General features: G+C 46.7%; 12 protein-coding genes. 4 read left to right on the forward strand and 8 right to left on the reverse strand.

The window, feature by feature from the left end; all coding sequences use genetic code 11:
• Positions 1-48: 48 nt before the first annotated feature.
• Positions 49-1,608, forward strand: a complete 1,560-nt coding sequence (locus J0M30_05940) for a hypothetical protein (protein ID MBN8667028.1) — start codon at positions 49-51, stop codon at positions 1,606-1,608.
• Positions 1,609-1,632: 24 nt separating this feature from the next.
• Here J0M30_05940 and ade read toward each other — a convergent pair whose 3' ends face one another.
• Positions 1,633-3,297, reverse strand: coding sequence for an adenine deaminase (gene ade, locus J0M30_05945; protein MBN8667029.1), 1,665 nt, complete (start codon positions 3,295-3,297; stop codon positions 1,633-1,635).
• A gap of 122 nt (positions 3,298-3,419) precedes the next feature.
• Between ade and J0M30_05950 the strand changes: the two genes are divergently transcribed.
• The 3 genes from J0M30_05950 (at position 3,420) to J0M30_05960 (ending at position 10,602) form a co-directional block, all read left to right on the forward strand.
• On the forward strand, positions 3,420-4,136 hold the full coding sequence (locus J0M30_05950) for a hypothetical protein (protein MBN8667030.1): 717 nt from the start codon (positions 3,420-3,422) through the stop codon (positions 4,134-4,136).
• 65 nt (positions 4,137-4,201) lie between these two features.
• On the forward strand, positions 4,202-7,264 hold the full coding sequence (locus tag J0M30_05955; protein MBN8667031.1) for a hypothetical protein: 3,063 nt from the start codon (positions 4,202-4,204) through the stop codon (positions 7,262-7,264).
• 218 nt (positions 7,265-7,482) lie between these two features.
• Entirely contained in the window at positions 7,483-10,602 is a 3,120-nt protein-coding gene (locus tag J0M30_05960) for a hypothetical protein (protein MBN8667032.1), read from the forward strand.
• A 71-nt stretch (positions 10,603-10,673) separates the two neighbouring features.
• Here J0M30_05960 and J0M30_05965 read toward each other — a convergent pair whose 3' ends face one another.
• The 7 genes from J0M30_05965 to J0M30_05995 form a co-directional block, all read right to left on the reverse strand.
• A complete protein-coding gene (locus J0M30_05965; protein MBN8667033.1) occupies positions 10,674-12,092 on the reverse strand; it encodes a Gfo/Idh/MocA family oxidoreductase in 1,419 nt (472 codons plus the stop codon).
• 275 nt (positions 12,093-12,367) lie between these two features.
• Positions 12,368-13,045: a tRNA (guanosine(37)-N1)-methyltransferase TrmD gene (gene trmD, locus J0M30_05970; GenBank protein ID MBN8667034.1), complete on the reverse strand. Its 678-nt coding sequence runs from the start codon at positions 13,043-13,045 to the stop codon at positions 12,368-12,370.
• Positions 13,046-13,210: 165 nt separating this feature from the next.
• Positions 13,211-13,948, reverse strand: a complete 738-nt coding sequence (gene ric, locus J0M30_05975; GenBank protein MBN8667035.1) for an iron-sulfur cluster repair di-iron protein — start codon at positions 13,946-13,948, stop codon at positions 13,211-13,213.
• 17 nt (positions 13,949-13,965) lie between these two features.
• Positions 13,966-14,733 (reverse strand): ABC transporter permease subunit, encoded by a 768-nt coding sequence (locus J0M30_05980; protein ID MBN8667036.1) that lies wholly within the window; start codon positions 14,731-14,733, stop codon positions 13,966-13,968.
• Positions 14,727-15,467, reverse strand: coding sequence for an ABC transporter ATP-binding protein (locus J0M30_05985; protein ID MBN8667037.1), 741 nt, complete (start codon positions 15,465-15,467; stop codon positions 14,727-14,729). The genes J0M30_05980 and J0M30_05985 overlap by 7 nt, the downstream gene beginning before the upstream one ends.
• A gap of 1 nt (position 15,468) precedes the next feature.
• Positions 15,469-16,698 (reverse strand): nitrous oxide reductase family maturation protein NosD, encoded by a 1,230-nt coding sequence (locus J0M30_05990; protein MBN8667038.1) that lies wholly within the window; start codon positions 16,696-16,698, stop codon positions 15,469-15,471.
• Positions 16,695-17,720: a nitrous oxide reductase accessory protein NosL gene (locus J0M30_05995; GenBank protein MBN8667039.1), complete on the reverse strand. Its 1,026-nt coding sequence runs from the start codon at positions 17,718-17,720 to the stop codon at positions 16,695-16,697. The genes J0M30_05990 and J0M30_05995 overlap by 4 nt, the downstream gene beginning before the upstream one ends.
• Between the last annotated feature and the right edge of the window lie 5 nt (positions 17,721-17,725).

Here is a 17,725-nt window from a genome sequence, read left to right on the forward strand (position 1 = left end):
TGATTATTATCAGGCTTTTTTGGGGGGAAAAAGGATAGTTTTAAGACAATGACGCTTCCCCCCATGGTTGCACCGGCTAATAATAAAACAGAAGAAGCCCTGGCTGCTGAAAAAAAGATATTTCGGCAATTGCAGGAGCATTTTGCCGGCGCCTATGAAACGTTTTATCCCAATCGGCTTGCGCCTAAAACCATTGTAGTTATCCCCAGTTTGACCCTTGACCAGGAAATCCTTTGCAAAATAGACGGGATCGTATTGTATGAGGAAAGACTACTTTGCCTCCTCCTTTTGTTGAGAATGCCACGTACGCATATTGTGTATGTCACCAGTACCCCCATCGACCCGGTCATCATTGATTATTACCTGCACCTTCTTCCCGGTATCACGGGTCACCATGCCCGTGAAAGGCTCCACCTGCTGAGTTGTTATGATGGATCACCCATTTCCCTGACACAAAAAATACTGGCCCGCCCCAGACTTGTACGCCGGATCAAACAGGCCATTCCTGAAGGACATATCGCGCATCTGTCCTGTTTCAATGTCACAGCCTATGAACGAAAATTGGCGGTAGCATTACAGATCCCAATTTATGGTTGTGACCCCGATCTGTTTTTCTGGGGAACCAAATCGGGTAGCCGCGAAATTTTCCGGGAATGTGGAATGGATATGCCTCCCGGTTATGAAAATCTGAAAAACGAAGAGGAGGTAATTCAAGCCCTGGTGAAATTGAAACTGGAACATCCGGAGTTGAACAAGGCCGTTGTGAAAATGAACGATGGGTTTAGCGGGGAAGGGAATGCCGTTTTTTCCTATGACGGACTTACATCGGACGGATTGGAGCAAATCATCCCGAAACAAATTTCTTCCCGGATGGAAGTGGTGGCCAGAGATCTTTCCTATCCCTTGTTCATGAAGAAATTTGAACAGATGGGAGGCATAGTCGAAGCATTTCTGGAAGCCGAGGAAACAGCCTCGCCTTCCGTTCAATGCCGGATCAATCCGTCGGGTAAGATCGATGTCATTTCTACTCATGACCAGTTGATCGGTGGAAAATATGGACAGGTATTCCTTGGGGCAACATTCCCGGCCAGTAAAGACTACAATCGGGAGATTGGACGATTGGGTGGGCTTGTAGCCGCTGCCTTAAAAGAAAAGGGTGTACTGGGACGGTTTGGCGTAGATTTTATTTCAGTACTTAAACAAGGGCAATGGACGCATAATGCCATTGAGATCAATTTACGCAAAGGCGGCACCACTCACCCCTATATCATGTTGCAATTCCTGACAGACGGTGACTATGATGCCCAAAAAGGTTCCTACCTGACGGCAGCCGGAGAGGAAAGGTATTACCTGGCTTCTGATAACCTTCAGGATGAACATTTCAGGGGTTTGACTCCACAGGATCTGATGGAGATCGTCATCCTGCATGGCCTCCATTTCTCAGGTACAAAAGAAGAAGGGGTGATGTTTCATCTCATAGGCGCACTCTCCCAATATGGAAAACTTGGGCTTGTCTGTATCGGCGACTCCCACGAACGCGCCAGATTTTTTTATGATGAAACAGTGAAGGTGCTGAAAGGTGAAACTGAATTTCAGACTAATGGCTAACAGCTAATAGCTTTTAGCTATTTGTTATACCAATCCCCATTTCCCCGCATCAAACAAACCTTTATCACTTAACTTAAGTTCGGGTATGACGAGCAAGGCCATAAAGGAAAGTGTCATATACGGTGATCGAAGCGTGGCCCCGAGTACTTCTTTACTCATTCGGTCAAGTTGGGTATAGGCTTCAGCCACCTCATATCCATCGCCTGTACTCATTAGTCCGGCTACAGGCAAGGGCAAAACCGATCCTTCCTGTCCATTTTTACCAGGGAAGGATAAGGACAATCCACCCCGACACTGGATAACCCGGTTCACGGCATCGCAAAGACTTTCATCATCCACTCCCACAGCAACAATATTATGACTGTCATGCGCAACCGAAGAAGAAAGGGCGCCCTTTTTTAAACCAAAATTCCTGATAAAGGATTTGGCAATCGGCATGGGTTGATAACGGTTTACCACTACGATCTTCAACAGGTCTTTTTCCACATTGCTGTGAAGCAGGTCATCCTTGCCTGCCACATCGGTAATGGGGTGAATGCGTTTATGCGTGATCAGTTGTCCATCCAGGGCCTCGATTACATAAACCTGTTCAAAATTCTCCTCCTCTCCAAATTTGAGAAGCGGGTAGGCAAATTCAGCCAATGATTTTTCTCCGATCGTGAACCGGTTGATCGCAGGTTGGGGTTTGGGATCAATGAGAGATACGCCATTCCTGGCCACACAAGCTCCGTTGATATAGGTTTCTCTGACGGTAAAATGTTCCAGGTCTTCCACAATGATCAGATCGGCCGGGTCTTCGATCTGCAACAGCCCCACCCCGAGGCCATAATGCCTGATCGGATTGATGCAAGCGGCCTGTAAAACCTTGAATACATCGATGCCTTTGGCAACTGCACGGGCACAGAGTTGGTTGATATGCCCTACCACCAGACTGTCGGGATGTTTATCATCGCTGCAAAACATGATCTGGTCGGGATAATCATGGAGAAGATCGATCAGTGCCTCGAAATTTCGGGCTGCACTACCTTCCCGGATAAGGATCTTCATCCCGAGCTGAAGTTTATCCAGGGCTTCTTCTTTTGTAAAACATTCATGATCGGTACTGATACCTGCCGCAGCATATTGGCGGGCGGTATCTCCCCTTAACCCCGGAGCGTGGCCATCAACCGGTTTCCCGTATTTTTTGGCAGCAGCGATCTTGTCCATTACCTCAGGATCCTTGCTCAGGACACCGGGAAAATTCATCATCTCACTCAGGTATTTGATCTCCGGACGGCTCAGTAATTGATCAACGGCCGTGGCATCCAGATGGGCGCCGGCCGTTTCAAACACCGTGGCCGGGACACAACTGGGCGCCCCAAAATTGAATTTAAAGGGGACAGTCTTACCGTTTTCGATCATATAATCCACCCCTTCAAGACCACATACATTGGCGATCTCATGCGGATCGGAGACGGTGGCCACCGTTCCATGAACCACAGCCAGTCGGGCAAACTCCGCCGGCAGGAGCAGGGAACTTTCAATGTGGACATGGCTATCCGTAAAGCCGGGAAGTATAAAAGGAAGGCCTTCCTCTTTGACTGCCAGCCGTTCAATAGCCGATATCCGCCCATTTTTCAGGGTGATTTCTGCCGGGTAAAAGATTTTTTGGGTAAAATCAGCAACCCTTCCTGTAATTTTCTGCGTCATACTGCGACTAATTTGGTCCAACGGGTAAATTTTACACCAATGGAGAATAACGGTATCTTTCCGGTCATAAATTTGCCAAACCAAAAACTCATTATCCAAACAAACATCTAAATTAAAATCAAATGAAATTGCGCCCTATTTATTTTTTGATCACCCTGTTTCTTGGTCTTTCCTCCCTCACGTTTGCCCAAACGGCCGATGAGGTCATCAACAAGCATGTGGAAGCGATCGGTGGTGCGGATGCCTGGAGAAAGGTAACCTCCCTGCGTCAGGAAGGTTCCATGACTGTTCAGGGAACAGATGTACAACTGGTTTTGACCGTTGTAAAAGACAAAGGAAGCCGTCAGGATATCAGCATCACGGCCATGGGCATGTCCGGTTATCAGATCATTACCCCTACAGAAGGTTGGAACTATATGCCTTTTAATGGCATGATGGCCCCCGAAGCCATGACTGCTGATGAGTTGACCAAGTCACAGGATGACCTCGATCCCGCTGGTCCCTTGCTGGACTACCAGGCCAAAGGCCACAAAGTAGAGTTGCTGGGTAAAGAAGATGTAGAAGGCGTAGAGTGTTTCAAAATAAAAGTAGATACCAAAAATGGTAGCACACAAACCTTTTATCTTGATCCCTCCACTTACTATATCATCCGTGTAGTATCCAAACAGGATGTAAACGGTCAGGAAGTAGAAGTGCCCACCGGTTTTGCGAATTATGAAAAACTTCCCGAAGGTATTGTTATCGCCAAAAGCATTACCCTTCCCTTTGGTGAAATGACCATTACCAATGTGGATGTGAACAAGCCCATTGAAGATTCCGTCTTCAAAAAGCCTTCCTAACTTCAAAAATTTTTTCTATCCAACCCCGATGTCAACTATCGGGGTTTTTTATAAACCTATTGCTTATGCGAAAATTCTTAACACTGGCTGTATTGGGGATAAGCTCCATAACCCTGCAGGGACAGATCAACTCCGCCACTTTTGGAGTAATGGAAGCCCGTCATCTTGGGCCCGGTACCATGAGTGGTCGTATTACCTCCATCCAGGGGGTGAACAAAGAGCCTTCAACGATTTATGTGGGTACCGCCGGAGGTGGAATATGGAAGACCACGAATGCCGGGGCCTCTTTCAAACCCATTTTTGATAAATATTGTCAAAGCATTGGTGCCATTGCCATTGATCAAAAGAACCCGAAAACCATTTATGCCGGTACCGGGGAAAGCAATATGCGCAATTCCGTTTCCATTGGGGATGGCTTATATAAAAGCACCGATGGAGGCGATAACTGGAAAAAGATCGGACTCGACAGTACTGAACATATTGCGGGTATCGCGATTGATCCCGTCAATTCCAATACGATCTATGTTGCCGCACCGGGACCTTTATGGAGTGACAGTAAACACCGCGGGTTGTACAAGAGTACCGATGGTGGAAATACCTGGAACCTGGTTTTGTATATCAATGAAAAAACAGGTTGCGCAGATATTGAGATCGATCCAACCCAACCAGAAACGATCTATGCCAGTACCTGGGAATTTCGCCGTAAGCCCTATGCCTTTAATTCAGGAGGCAATGGATCGGGTATCTTTAAATCGACAGATGGGGGCAAAACCTGGAAGGAATTATCCAAAGGATTACCTGTAAAGCCGTTTGGTCGTACCGCGCTGGCACTGGCTGCATCCGCTCCACAGAATCTGGTAGCGATCGTGGAAGCCAAAGAAACCAGACTTTACCTTTCCACAGATGGCGGAGAAAACTGGAAACAACAAAGTGCTACACTTAATGTGGTCTCCCGACCCTTTTACTTTTCAACCCTGGAGATCGATCCCAAAGACCCCAAGCGTGTATATCGCCCGGCACTGGGATTCTCCTATTCTACCGATGGGGGATTCTCTTTTGCCGATGCAAGTGATGTTGGCGGATGGGTGCATAGTGATCACCATGCGCTTTGGATCAATCCCAATAACACCAGTGAACTTTACCTCGGTACAGATGGAGGTGTATATAGCAGCTTAGATAAGGGCGCTACCTGGCGGTTTTTTGGTAACCTGCCGGTAGGACAATTCTATCATGTTTCCGTGGACAATGAAACACCCTATAATGTTTATGGTGGTTTGCAAGACAATGGAAGCTGGAAAGGCCCCTCGCAATCTTTTGGAGGAGTGGGCAATCAAGACTGGCGTGACCTTTTCTTTGGAGATGGGTTCTGGGCCCAGGCCGATCCATTTGATCCGGAAATTGCCTATGCGGAATATCAGGGTGGCAACGCCGCACGTATCACCATTCGTACGGGCAAGTCGGTTAAAATCCAACCACAACCTTCCGCAGATGATGAACCCCTTCGCTGGAACTGGAATACGCCTCTGCTTACCGGTGCCGCCAACGGCCATAACTTATACATGGGCGCACAGTACCTCTTTAAATCTACCGATCAGGGTAGGAACTGGACACGCATCTCTCCAGATCTGACCACTAATGACAAAAAGAAACAGCAACAGGAACAAAGTGGAGGGTTAAGTGCAGATAATACATCAGCTGAGAACCACTGTACGATATTTACCGTCGCTGAATCACCGCTCGATGAAAATTTGATCTGGGTAGGTACGGATGATGGCAATCTTCAATACACCCTGAATGGTGGAAAATCCTGGACGAACGTGTCTGCCAACTACGCACAGGCTGGTATCCCTGCCCAAACCTGGGTTAGCAGCGTTGAGCCATCACCCATTGATAAGAATATCATTTTTGCCACATTTGATAACCATATGTATGGTGATCACAAAACCTACCTGGGCAAATCGATCGATATGGGTAAGACCTGGACCCTGATGCAGAGCCAGGAATTTTCTGGTTTTGCACATAAGATCAGACAGGATAAAGTAAATCCGGATCTGCTTTTTCTTGGCACTGAAATGGGAATGTTTGCCACTGTAAATGGTGGTGCCGAATGGTTCAGGATGAAGAACAATATTCCCTGGTATGCATTGGTTAGGGATATTCAGATCCATCCCCGCACCAATGACCTGGTGATAGGCACCCACGGGCGTGGTATCATGGTGATCGATGATATCACCCCCATCCGCGAAATGACGCCCGCCATTGCTGACAAGGATGCGGTGCAGTTTAAATCGCCTGTAATGAAACTTACCTCCGGAGGTATGCAGGATGGTGGTTCACCTTCCAACTTTGGTTGGGTGGCCCCTAATCCGACTCCCATTCCGCCTATACAGTATTATTTCAAAGACCGGGTAACCAAGGGGCAGGTTAAAGTGGAGATCTTCACCGAGAAAGGGGAATTGATCCAGAACCTGCCAGCGTCAAAACGGAAAGGATTGAACCAGGTGTATTGGAATCAACGACTCACCCCTCCACGCGTGGGTAAATCCACCAAGATGGATCAGTCTGTACTCCTTGCCCCTCAGGTATTGCCGGGCAATTACCTCGTGAAATTAACGGTAGGTGACCACGTTTATCAGGATACGATCAAGGTGGTACATGATGATAATGATAAGAATTACACCTTGAAAGACCGCGAAGCCAATTACAAAGCGGCTACGGAACTCTTCCGTATGCACGAAGACCTGGCCAATCTGGTGGATGTGATGGAGAAAAAGCAGGCGGTGCTTACGGACAGGATTCAAAAAGTGAAGAACGCTAAAACAAAAGCCCTGCTTCAACAATACTACGATAAACTGGAAGTGGAAAAAGGCAAACTGGTACCCACAGGTAAAGTATCCGTATTCGCTGATATCAAACGCCTGCGGGAAAATATCAGCAACGTGTACATCAGTCTTTGTACACAGGATGCACCACCCAGCAACCTCGAATTACAGCGGATCGTGAACCTGAAAAAGGACCTCGATAAAGCCAAAACGGATCATGCTGCCGTAGAAACAGCCATGGAGAAAAAAGCTGAACAGGCTTTGCAGAAGGAAGGTTTGTCGCTGGCAACAGGGAAGGCGTTTTAGGGAGGACGGAGGACAGATGACAGATGACAGATGACAGATGACGGAGGACAGATGACGGATGACGGATGACAGATGACGGATGTTGGATGTTGGATGTTGGATGACGGAGGACAGATGACAGTTGACGGAGGTTGGCTGTCATCTGTCATCCAACATCCGTCATCTGTCCTCCAAATCCCCCCTCTTTCGTATATTCACTCCTCCAAAACTAACTACCTATGCCACGTTTACTTGCTACGCTTGTAGCCTGCTTATTCTCGCTTCTTGTATTTTCCCAAAAGAAAAAAACGCCAGTTAAAACACCTGTTGCTAGTACAACCGAGCCGGCCTATGCCTCGTTGAAATACCGCCTGATCGGACCCTGGCGCGGGGGAAGGAGTGGGGCTGTTACTGGGAGCTATAGTCAGAAAAATACATTTTACATGGGAGCCACCGGTGGGGGAGTTTGGAAAACCACCGATGGAGGCAGCAATTGGAAGAATGTATCGGATAAATTTTTTGGGAGTACCATTGGTGCAGTGGCCGTGGCCCCATCGGATGAGAATATTGTATATGTGGGCGAGGGCGAGAATACCATGCGTGGCAATGTGAGCGAAGGATTAGGTGGAATATGGCGTAGTGACGATGCAGGTCGCACCTGGAAGAATATTGGATTAAAAGATGGACGACATATCATTCGTATTGTGATCCATCCCCGCGATCCCAATACTTTGTGGGTAGCAGTCATGGGCCATTTATTCGGGCCCAATAAGGAAAGAGGGGTATTTAAATCCACCAATGGTGGCCAAACCTGGAAACAGGTATTATTTGTAAATGACCAGACAGGTGCCAGTGACCTGGTGATGGAGCCCGGAAATCCTTCCGTTTTTTATGCGGGTACCTGGCGTGTGATACGTACACCGCATAGCCTTGAAAGCGGTGGAGAGGGAAGTGGTTTGTGGAAGAGCACCGATGGTGGGGAAACATGGAGCTCCCTGCGCGAGAAAAATGGATTACCCAAAGGAGTCTGGGGCATTGTTGGTGTGGCGATCGCCCCATCCAATCCCGAAAAAATTTATACCCTGGTAGAAAATGCACAAGGAGGACTCTTTGCCAGTGAAGATGGCGGCGAAAGCTGGTCATTACGCAGCAATGATAACAATATTCGTCAGCGGGCCTGGTACTACACCAAGGTATTCGTAGATCCCCAGAATGAGAATAAGGTCTATTGCCCCAATGTCGGTTTTATGGTCAGCAGTGATGGTGGGCGTAGTTTCCGTTCCTTGCGGACACCCCATGGTGATCACCATGACCTGTGGATCGATCCGGCAAATGGGCAACGTATGATCGTAGCAGACGATGGCGGTGGTCAGGTGAGTTTCAATGCCGGCGAAACATGGAGTACCTATAATAATCAACCTACCGCGCAGATCTATCGGGTATCAACCGATAATTCATTTCCGTATCGCATTCTTGGTGCGCAACAGGATAATTCCACCATCCGCATTAAACACCGAACCTATGGTTCGGCCATTACCGATGATGATTGGGAATCCACGGCAGGAAGTGAAAGTGGATATGTGGTGGCCGACCCCCTTAACCCGGATATTGTTTACGGAGGAAATTATGGAGGATACCTCTCCCGCCTCGATCACAGCACCGGAGAAAACAGGGCCATTTCTGTTTGGCCCGATAACCCCATGGGTGCCGGGGCCGATGTATTGAAGTACCGCTTTCAATGGAATTTCCCCATTTTCTTTTCACCTCATAACCCCAAGCGGCTTTATACCGCCGGAAACCATTTGTTTGTTACAGAAAACGAGGGACAAAGTTGGGAAATGATTTCTCCTGATCTTACCACGAACGATAAAAGCCGTCAAGGTTCGAGTGGTGGCCCCATCACCAAGGATAATACCTCGGTTGAATACTATTGCACCATCTTTACCGCTGCAGAGAGCGTGCTGGAGAAAGATCTGTTGTGGACCGGCAGCGATGATGGTCTGATCCATGTAAGTCGCGATGGCGGAAAGAACTGGGACAATGTAACACCCAAAGATGCTCCACAATGGATCATGTGGAATTGTATCGAAACAGATCCCTTTGAAAAAGGAACGGCCTATTTTGCCGGAACAAGGTATAAGCTGGATGATTTCAGTCCCTATATCTACAAGACCACCGATTATGGAAAAACCTGGCAGAAGATCACGCAGGGGATCGATGCGCTGCATTTTACCCGCGCCATCCGTTCGGATAAAAAAAGAAAAGGACTGCTCTATGCAGGTACTGAATATGGAATGTATATCTCCTTTGATGATGGAAACAACTGGAAACCTTTTCAACTGAATTTGCCCATAGTTCCCATCACGGATCTTACCATCAAAGACAATGACCTGGTAGTGGCTACACAAGGGCGTGCTTTCTGGGTTTTGGATGATCTGGGGGTAGTACAACAATATGAAGAGAAAGCAACCGAAAAGAATATTCATCTTTTTGAATCCGAACCCACGTGGCGGATCGCCGGCGGACGTTTCCGGGGCAATTTTGGTGCGCCAACCCAGGCCGGGGCCAACCCACCATCCGGAGCCGTCATTTCTTATTTTATTAAAGAAACAAATGATACAGTCAAAGCAAGTTTGACCATTTTTGATAAGGACCATCAACCAATCAAAACGTATTCTTCTTCTGATAAAGAGAATAAAGTGGAGATCAAAAAGGGATTGAACCAATTTGTGTGGGATCTCTTTTACCCCGGCGCCGACCGGGCCGATGGCATGGTGCTCTGGAATGGTACACCCGGAAATATCCTGGCTCCTCCAGGTACTTATTATGCCCGCTTGAAAATGGGTAACGATTCATCGGAGATCTCCTTTAATGTATTGGCTGATCCAAATTACAAATGCTCCCAGGAGGAGTACGAAGCACAATTCAAATTCCTGACCCAGGTGAAAGATAAATTCAATGATGTACAAAAAGGTATCAAGGATATTCGCACCCTGCGTCAGCAAATGAATGAACTGACTGGCCGTTGGGGAAAATCAACACCCAAAGAGGTAAAACAAATGGCAGACAGTCTCAACAAACAGATGACCGCCATTGAAGAAAGCCTGTATCAAACCAAAGCCAAGAGCAGCCAGGATGTATTGAACTACCCGATCCGGCTGAATGATAAATTGAGCGGGGTGTTTGATGCGGCAAGCAGTGGCAATTTTGCACCTTCCAAACAGGTGAAAGAAGTGTATGCCGATCTGGCGCGCCAATGTGATGAGCAGTTGAATAAACTGAAAGATATCAAGGAGAAAGGCCTACCCGCATTGAATAAACTCATTCGCGAGAAGGAGTTGCCGGTGATCGGGTTATAAGGTTCTCCCATAAAACACAGAATGCACAGAAACTAATTTCTGTGCATTCTGTGTTTTATGGGAGAAACAGGTTATTTTCTGACCCCGGTATTTCCACCACCCTCCAGTGTCAGGCTTACCGGCTTATTGGATTTCCAATTACCCCGGGTAAAATCGGGTACATCCACAGAGGAGGAACGTTTTGATAATGATTTTTGGCTCAGTGGCAGGATACAACTCCAGGTGGCTGCATCATATACATCCTGATCCAGCGGAAGGCCATTGCGTAAACAATCAATCAACCGCCAATCCATAATAAAGTCCATACCACCATGTCCCCCCACTTCCTTGGCGATCTTGCCAATATGATTCACAATAGGAGGGGAATATTTTTTATAGAGACCTTCCAGTTCTTCTTTTTTTAACCAGCTATGTCCAAAGGCGATCCTTTCCGGTGAGGGCCATTTGCTGGCAATACCTTTTGTACCACTCACCACATGGATACGCGAATAAGGTCTTGGGGTGGACACGTCATGCTGGATCATCAGCGATTTTCCTTTGTCGGTACGGACCAGCGTGGTATTCATATTCCCTCTGAAATTATCGCCCTGATAAGGGACAAAGAAGGGATCCTTTGCCGCCATTTCTCGCGATAAGGAGGCAAGGGTAAAATCATTGGTACTCATTGAAACCAGGTGGTTCATCTTATCCCCGCGGTTGATATCCATACACTGGGCTATAGGTCCCAATCCATGTGTGGGGTAGAGGTTTCCATTCTTACCCGTATTCTCTTTTAATCGCCACATATCCGCATAGGCATTTTTATTAAAAAGCCAGTCACGGCTCAGGTCGTGAATATAAGCTCCTTCGGCATGTACGATCTCTCCAAACAGACCCTGGCGGGCCATATTCAGGGTGAGTAATTCAAAGAAATCATAGCAACAGTTTTCCAGCATCATACAATGCTTGCGTGTCTTTTCCGAAGTTTCTACCAGGGCCCAACATTCATCAATGGTTTTGGCAGCAGGTACTTCGATGGCTGCATGTTTACCATTCTTCATCGCATACAAAGCAATCGGGGTATGCATGTGCCAGGGTGTGGGAGAGTAGACCAGGTCCACCTCATTGCTTTCGCATAAAGCTTTATATCCTTCTTCGCCTGAATAGGATTTTGCTTTTGGACGTCCTCTTTTTAATAGTGTTTGCTGGGCGGCTTCCACCCGGTCGGGGTATTTATCACAGAGGGCAGTTATCTCTACGCCATCGATATAGGTCAATCTTTCCACGGCATCACTTCCCCGCATCCCCAATCCTATTACACCGATGCGAACCACATCCAGTTTGGGGGCGGCATAACCCGACATATTAAATACGGCTTTTTTTCCTCCATCCGATTCGTCAGAATAAGGAGATTCACGGTCGGTCGGGCTGGCCTGAAGGGATTTTCCAGCTACCAGGGCAGTACCGCCCAAGGTGATGTTTCGCAGGAATTTACGTCGGTTGGAAGTCATGGGAGTCGTTTTTGGGTCAACGAATATCCCTAAATTTCATTGAATAAAATGAACTGATTTTCGGTAAGGCTTCTTGGTAAATTTAGTACCGGGGTGGGTAATATTACATAGGCAAAGGAAAAGATTTGGCACTGTTTTCCGGGTTATTTTAGTACCAATTGTTCCTTATGAAAAAGACCATTCTGCTAAATCTTGTTTTCGTATTGATCAGTTTTCTGTTGATCCTCGTTATGGCTTAATGCCAGGCGGGCAATAGGGAATAGGAGCCTGACCTGTCACTCATCCAGCAGGTCGGGTCTTCTTTCCCGGGTACGTTGCAGCGATTGTTCCAATCGCCATTCTTCAATGTGTTTATGGTTACCGCCCAATAACACATCCGGCACTTTCCATCCCCTGAAATCTTCCGGCCGGGTGTAGACCGGTGGCGCTAATAAGTTATCCTGGAAGGAATCGAACAGGGCGGAGGTTTCATCATTTAATACACCTGGGATCAAGCGGCCGATTGTATCCACTAATACGGCAGCGGCCAGTTCACCCCCACTCAATACATAATCACCAATGGAAATATCCATGGTCACAAAATGCTCGCGGATCCTTTCGTCAATGCCTTTATAATGCCCGCAGATGATGATGAGGTTGCCTTTAAGAGAGAGTTGGTTCGAGGTTTTCTGGTCAAGGGTCTTCCCATCCGGGGTCATATAGATCACTTCATCATAGGACCGCTCCGCCTTCAGCGATTCAATGGCCCGGGCCAGGGGTTCGCACATCATTACCATACCAGCACCACCGCCATATTGGTAATCATCCACCTGCCCATATTCATTGACCGCCCACTGGCGCAAGGCATGGGTATGAACCTCCAGAAGGCCTTTGTCCTGTGCCCGCTTTAAAATACTGTGATTCAATGGGCTTTCGAGGAGTTCGGGAAGAACGGTGAGGATGTCGATGCGCATGGAGCAAAAATAGAGGAATGGGGGATAAGAAATGTAAAATCCCCTGGGGAACCAGGGGATTTTCAATTGAAACGAAAACCAACGATTGCCCATCTTTCGATGGGTAGAGTTTTTATTGTCTGGAGCAAATGTAGAGGCCGGGTTTTGGCCACAAAATGATATTTGTCAACCTTTCAAGTGAGAACTATCACCCGCGAATAGCCGGAGGGCTTTGGGAAACAGGATGTTGTTTTCCAGGTGTACATGCTGGTGAAGATCAGCTTCAAATGCCTGTAAACCGGCAAAGCTGAGCCGGTATGTGGTACAGGCATCCGGGGGAGGGGTGTAATCGTTTGTGAGTTGCCGAATGGATGCCATTAAGGCTCCGGCCTGGTCGTGTTCCAGTTCCATCATGGCAATGGGAGATTGTATGGAAACATGACCGGGCATTTCAGCTGGTTGGTGATTTTCACCACTCATTTTTTCAATTTCCTTTATCCTTGGGAATAATATATTCTCTTCCTTCTTTATGTGCAGGTCCATTTCCTCGGCCAATTGGAAGAGGTTTTCAAAAACAGGAAGTATCTCCGGATGTCTTTCTCCATGTTTGGAAGCCACTTTTTGAACATAACCCAATAGTTCAGGTAATTCCTTTTTTACATAGGCATGATGGGTTTTAACTATATGGTCAATCAGGTCGGAAAGGGAATATTGGTTGAAATCAGCAATTGGCAAGGGTACTTTTAATGATTCTTCCAATTGGTCCACCAGTGCTTCTGGCTCGATTCCTTTTTCTGCGCATGCTGTAGATAGGGACCTTTTGCCTTTACAGCAGAAATCAAGTCCGTTACGTTCAAATACTGCGGCAGCCCGGTGGTCAGCGGTCACTATTTCTGCCAGGCTTTTTGTTAATATTTCATTCATGTTCTATTTTTTTATGATTAAAGATCTTTTTTTCGAAAGGAGCGAAGGGCGAATGCCAGCGGAACAAATACCCAGAGTAGTAAAATACCTGTTGTGTATAGGATACCAGGCCCTGAGCCAAAGAAGTCTTTGTAAAGGGCGCCTGTATAGCCCATGAGCGCACTGATATCCATCTTTAGCATGATCGAAATCCGGCCCAGGTCAATCGGATTAAGGGCTGCCAGCACCAAGGTGAATTTTTCCATAGGATAGTCACTGAAACTAAAAAGGATGATCAGCACCAATCCATCATAAAGCAGGGAGAAATAGAACCAGGTAAGCAGGGTGAGGCCGATCCCCCTCGCCTTGTCGCGTGACCTGACTGAGGTGAGAAAGGCGATACTGGTAAACACGAGGGTGAGCGCCGAACCCGTCAATAAAAAGGCAAGACCGGTGGCATCGGCAGAAAACAACAGCAGCGGGATACCTGCGCCTATCCACCAGGCGATCAACAGGGAAAGGGCCACTCCCAGGTATTCACTCCACAGGAGTGTACTTCGGTCAAGGGGTTGGGAAAGCATCAATTCGATGAATTCATAGGAATTGTAGTAATGTATAGTGGTGAACACCAAAGCTATCAGGGGTAGAACGATCAAAATAATATTCAACAGGCTGAGTAATGCTCGACTGCCATTGTCCTCCAACCGAAAGAGCCCAAAGGTGAGCAGAAATAGAAAGCCGGCATAACCAAGTACGATCCTGCTCCGCAGAATATCCGTAAGTATATATCGGGTCAATTTTAGCATGATGCAATGGTTGATGGGCTAAGGGATGTCGATTCAATCATTTGTTTCGCGATGGCGCGACTAAGTTTCTTCTCCCCGGTACGGGAAAGCAGGTCATTCAAACTTTCAAAAAACTGCATCTTCCCTTCCGTGAGGTAAAGCACATGGGTAGTGAGCTCCTCGAGATCACTCAATACATGTGAGGTGATCAATACCAGTTTCCCCAACTCCCTTTGTTGTTGTACTTTTTCTTTGAAAATTTCTGCCGCCAGTGGATCAAGACCTGCCGTAGGCTCATCCAGGATCAAACAGTCGGGATTGAAAAGAAAAGCTAGTGCCGCGCTTACTTTCTGCCTCATTCCCCCACTCAGTGTTCTCATTTTCTTATCATACAGATCAGGAACCTTCAATCGCAAAAGAAGATCCATATCCAAATTTTCTTCATTGATATTTCTCATTTCACTGACCATATCAAACAGCTGCTTTACACGCATATTATCCGGGAAACGGCCAATTTGGGGCATATAGCCAATGCCAGATCGATAGGAGGGGTCTTTGCCGATGGCTGTTCCATTTACTTCAATTGTCCCTTCATCTGGGCGAACCATACCAAGTATGGATTTTATAAGGGTCGTTTTTCCCGATCCATTGGGTCCAAGTAAAGAAATGACTTGTCCCTTTTCAAAACTGCAGGTTATACCCTGAAGCACTTGTAACCGGCGAAAACGTTTAGAAAGCTTCGTGATGCGGATCATGTCATTGTATTTTCATCATAGGTGTCTTATCCACCAGGTCGGCCGGAGTCAGGCCAGGTATGGCTTTTTCTGACCGGTCAAGGAGTGAGGTAAGAAAACTTCGAAACAGGATCAGGGTGGAGGGATTTTGTTCGATGATCATGGAGTACATACTAACCGGGTGGAAAGGGATATCCCCGATACCATCCTTGTTTAAATCATACCCTTCATATTTGTCCCAATAATTATCGGAGAATTCATTTAACATCATCGTGCCATTCGTACCCACATCAAAACTGTTGCCGATGAAGTTGTTTTTGGTAAAACGGTTATCATCACAACTGGCCTGTACTTTTATGGCCCAGCCATTGTTCTTAAATTGATTATGGGTAATGCCAATCCGGCTGCTACCTTCCATATGAATTCCTACGGTGTTGGTGAGGAATGCATTTTCTGAAATGTCACTGTCTGTTATGTCTTTTAAAAGAAGGCCATAAGCTGAAGGCCCCCAGTTTTCTTCAAACTGGTTCCTTATCATGATCACCCTTTTCGAGTACATCACGGCAACACCAGCCCCGTTTCCACGAAAGATATTTCCCTCATAGCGGTCATCATTGGAGAACATAAAATGCAAACCATAGCGAATATTCTTCTCGCTGGTATTGCCAGTGATCGTGGATTGGGATACAAATTCAAAATAAATCCCATCCCGGTGCCCTGTTATCTGATTATTCAAAATTTGCGCCCTGGTTGATTTCCATAAGTGAATTCCATTTCCCGTTAGTTGTTCAGAAACCGGGCTTCCCTGAATACGATTGCCTGAAATCGTTGTATGGGTACTATTCGATACATGAATAGCGAAGTACGCATCTATAATGATATTTCCTATCAATGAAATTCGATCTGCGTTGACGACTTTGATCGAAGCAAAATCATTCATTGCAGAATATCCTGAATTTTGAAAGGTAATCCCCTTTACCAGAATATTTTTTCCACTGATCAAGAGTATCTCATGCTTCTTCTCTCCATCCAATACAGGGCTTCCATGGCCGATAAGCTTGATTGATTTTGTTATGGTTAATGCGCCTTCCCGATATATCCCTTTTGTTAAGAGAATGGTATCCCCATCATTTGCCATTTGTATCGCTTGGCGCAAGGTTCGGATTTTGGCTTGAGGACTGACTATTAATGTTCTGGCCAATCCTGAAAGAAAGGCCAGAACAAAGAATAGTATGATAAACAGTTTTTTCATTTTTCCCAGGCCGTAGACAGGTCTTTCCAATTAAGTATACGAATACCTTCTCCGGTTCCTTTTTTGGCTGCGGCTGTTTGGTTGGCATAACCGGCTACATGGCTACCCATTGGGCTGTTTACATCGGGTCCCATTCTGAACCAGGCCTTATCTATTTCAACAAAGGAACCCGTTTGATCATAATCAACTACCACCTTAAGTGAAATATCGGTTGGATTGATGATTCCACTTCTGGAGAATCGGTAGAGGCAGATCATATCATCAAAGACGTAGGTTTTGCCCTTATTAGTAACTATTTCCGCCCCAAATTTTGGATCCATGATCGTCATGCGGCAGAGATCACAATTGTCTTTTCCTACCTGGATGGGCCGGGGTTTTACCTGACAGGAAACGGCGAAGAAGGCAAAAAGGCAGGCAACCAGGGGGAGGGATGCCCTTTTTTTCCCAAACCTGGGGTAAGTCCATTCAACAAAGCCCACCAGGAAGGCCAGGGCCGATGCCCCGATAACAACCCAGCCCCCAATATCCGGGAAGGAATAGGCATCAAAGTTCAATAACCTTTTATGACCGATAAGTGGTGGCTGGTAAGAAAGACCTGGCACCCGGATCGCCGCATTGGGATCAAGTTCATGACCATAGGAATATCCCCATTGGTAGAAATCGTACATGGCCAGTAGGCCACCCAGGACAATGAGTCCCAGATAGGCCACCAACCATTTTTTACTTCCTGTAAATACGATTATCATTCCAATAAGCAGGTAGAAAAACACGACATAGGGGAGATAGCTGAACTCGGGAAACATTTCCTCCGAGATATGCTTCATGCCGATATAGTGGTTCAACCCATTGATGATATCTACCTGTCCGGAAAGGCCATTGATCCAGATCCGCATGGTCAACCCTTCCGGGTATTGCGGGGCAAAGAGATCGATCCTCCAGGCGGGGAGAAAGAACACACAAAGTAAGGCCCCACTGGCAAAAGCGATAGCGATCCGCGATATGAATGATAATTTGGTTTTCATACAAA

This window comes from Chitinophagales bacterium, from assembly GCA_017303415.1.
Classification (GTDB): Bacteria; Bacteroidota; Bacteroidia; order Chitinophagales; family Chitinophagaceae; genus SpSt-398.

Bases quoted from the DNA above. Each gene is read 5' to 3' on its own strand.
- ade (MBN8667029.1), bottom strand. From the start codon at position 3,297: ATGACGCAGAAAATTACAGGAAGGGTTGCTGATTTTACCCAAAAAATC.
- J0M30_05995 (MBN8667039.1), bottom strand. From the start codon at position 17,720: ATGAAAACCAAATTATCATTCATATCGCGGATCGCTATCGCTTTTGCC.
- J0M30_05960 (MBN8667032.1), top strand. From the start codon at position 7,483: ATGCCACGTTTACTTGCTACGCTTGTAGCCTGCTTATTCTCGCTTCTT.
- J0M30_05980 (MBN8667036.1), bottom strand. From the start codon at position 14,733: ATGCTAAAATTGACCCGATATATACTTACGGATATTCTGCGGAGCAGG.
- J0M30_05940 (MBN8667028.1), top strand. From the start codon at position 49: ATGACGCTTCCCCCCATGGTTGCACCGGCTAATAATAAAACAGAAGAA.
- J0M30_05965 (MBN8667033.1), bottom strand. From the start codon at position 12,092: ATGACTTCCAACCGACGTAAATTCCTGCGAAACATCACCTTGGGCGGT.
- J0M30_05950 (MBN8667030.1), top strand. From the start codon at position 3,420: ATGAAATTGCGCCCTATTTATTTTTTGATCACCCTGTTTCTTGGTCTT.
- J0M30_05955 (MBN8667031.1), top strand. From the start codon at position 4,202: ATGCGAAAATTCTTAACACTGGCTGTATTGGGGATAAGCTCCATAACC.
- J0M30_05985 (MBN8667037.1), bottom strand. From the start codon at position 15,467: ATGATCCGCATCACGAAGCTTTCTAAACGTTTTCGCCGGTTACAAGTG.
- J0M30_05990 (MBN8667038.1), bottom strand. From the start codon at position 16,698: ATGAAAAAACTGTTTATCATACTATTCTTTGTTCTGGCCTTTCTTTCA.
- ric (MBN8667035.1), bottom strand. From the start codon at position 13,948: ATGAATGAAATATTAACAAAAAGCCTGGCAGAAATAGTGACCGCTGAC.
- trmD (MBN8667034.1), bottom strand. From the start codon at position 13,045: ATGCGCATCGACATCCTCACCGTTCTTCCCGAACTCCTCGAAAGCCCA.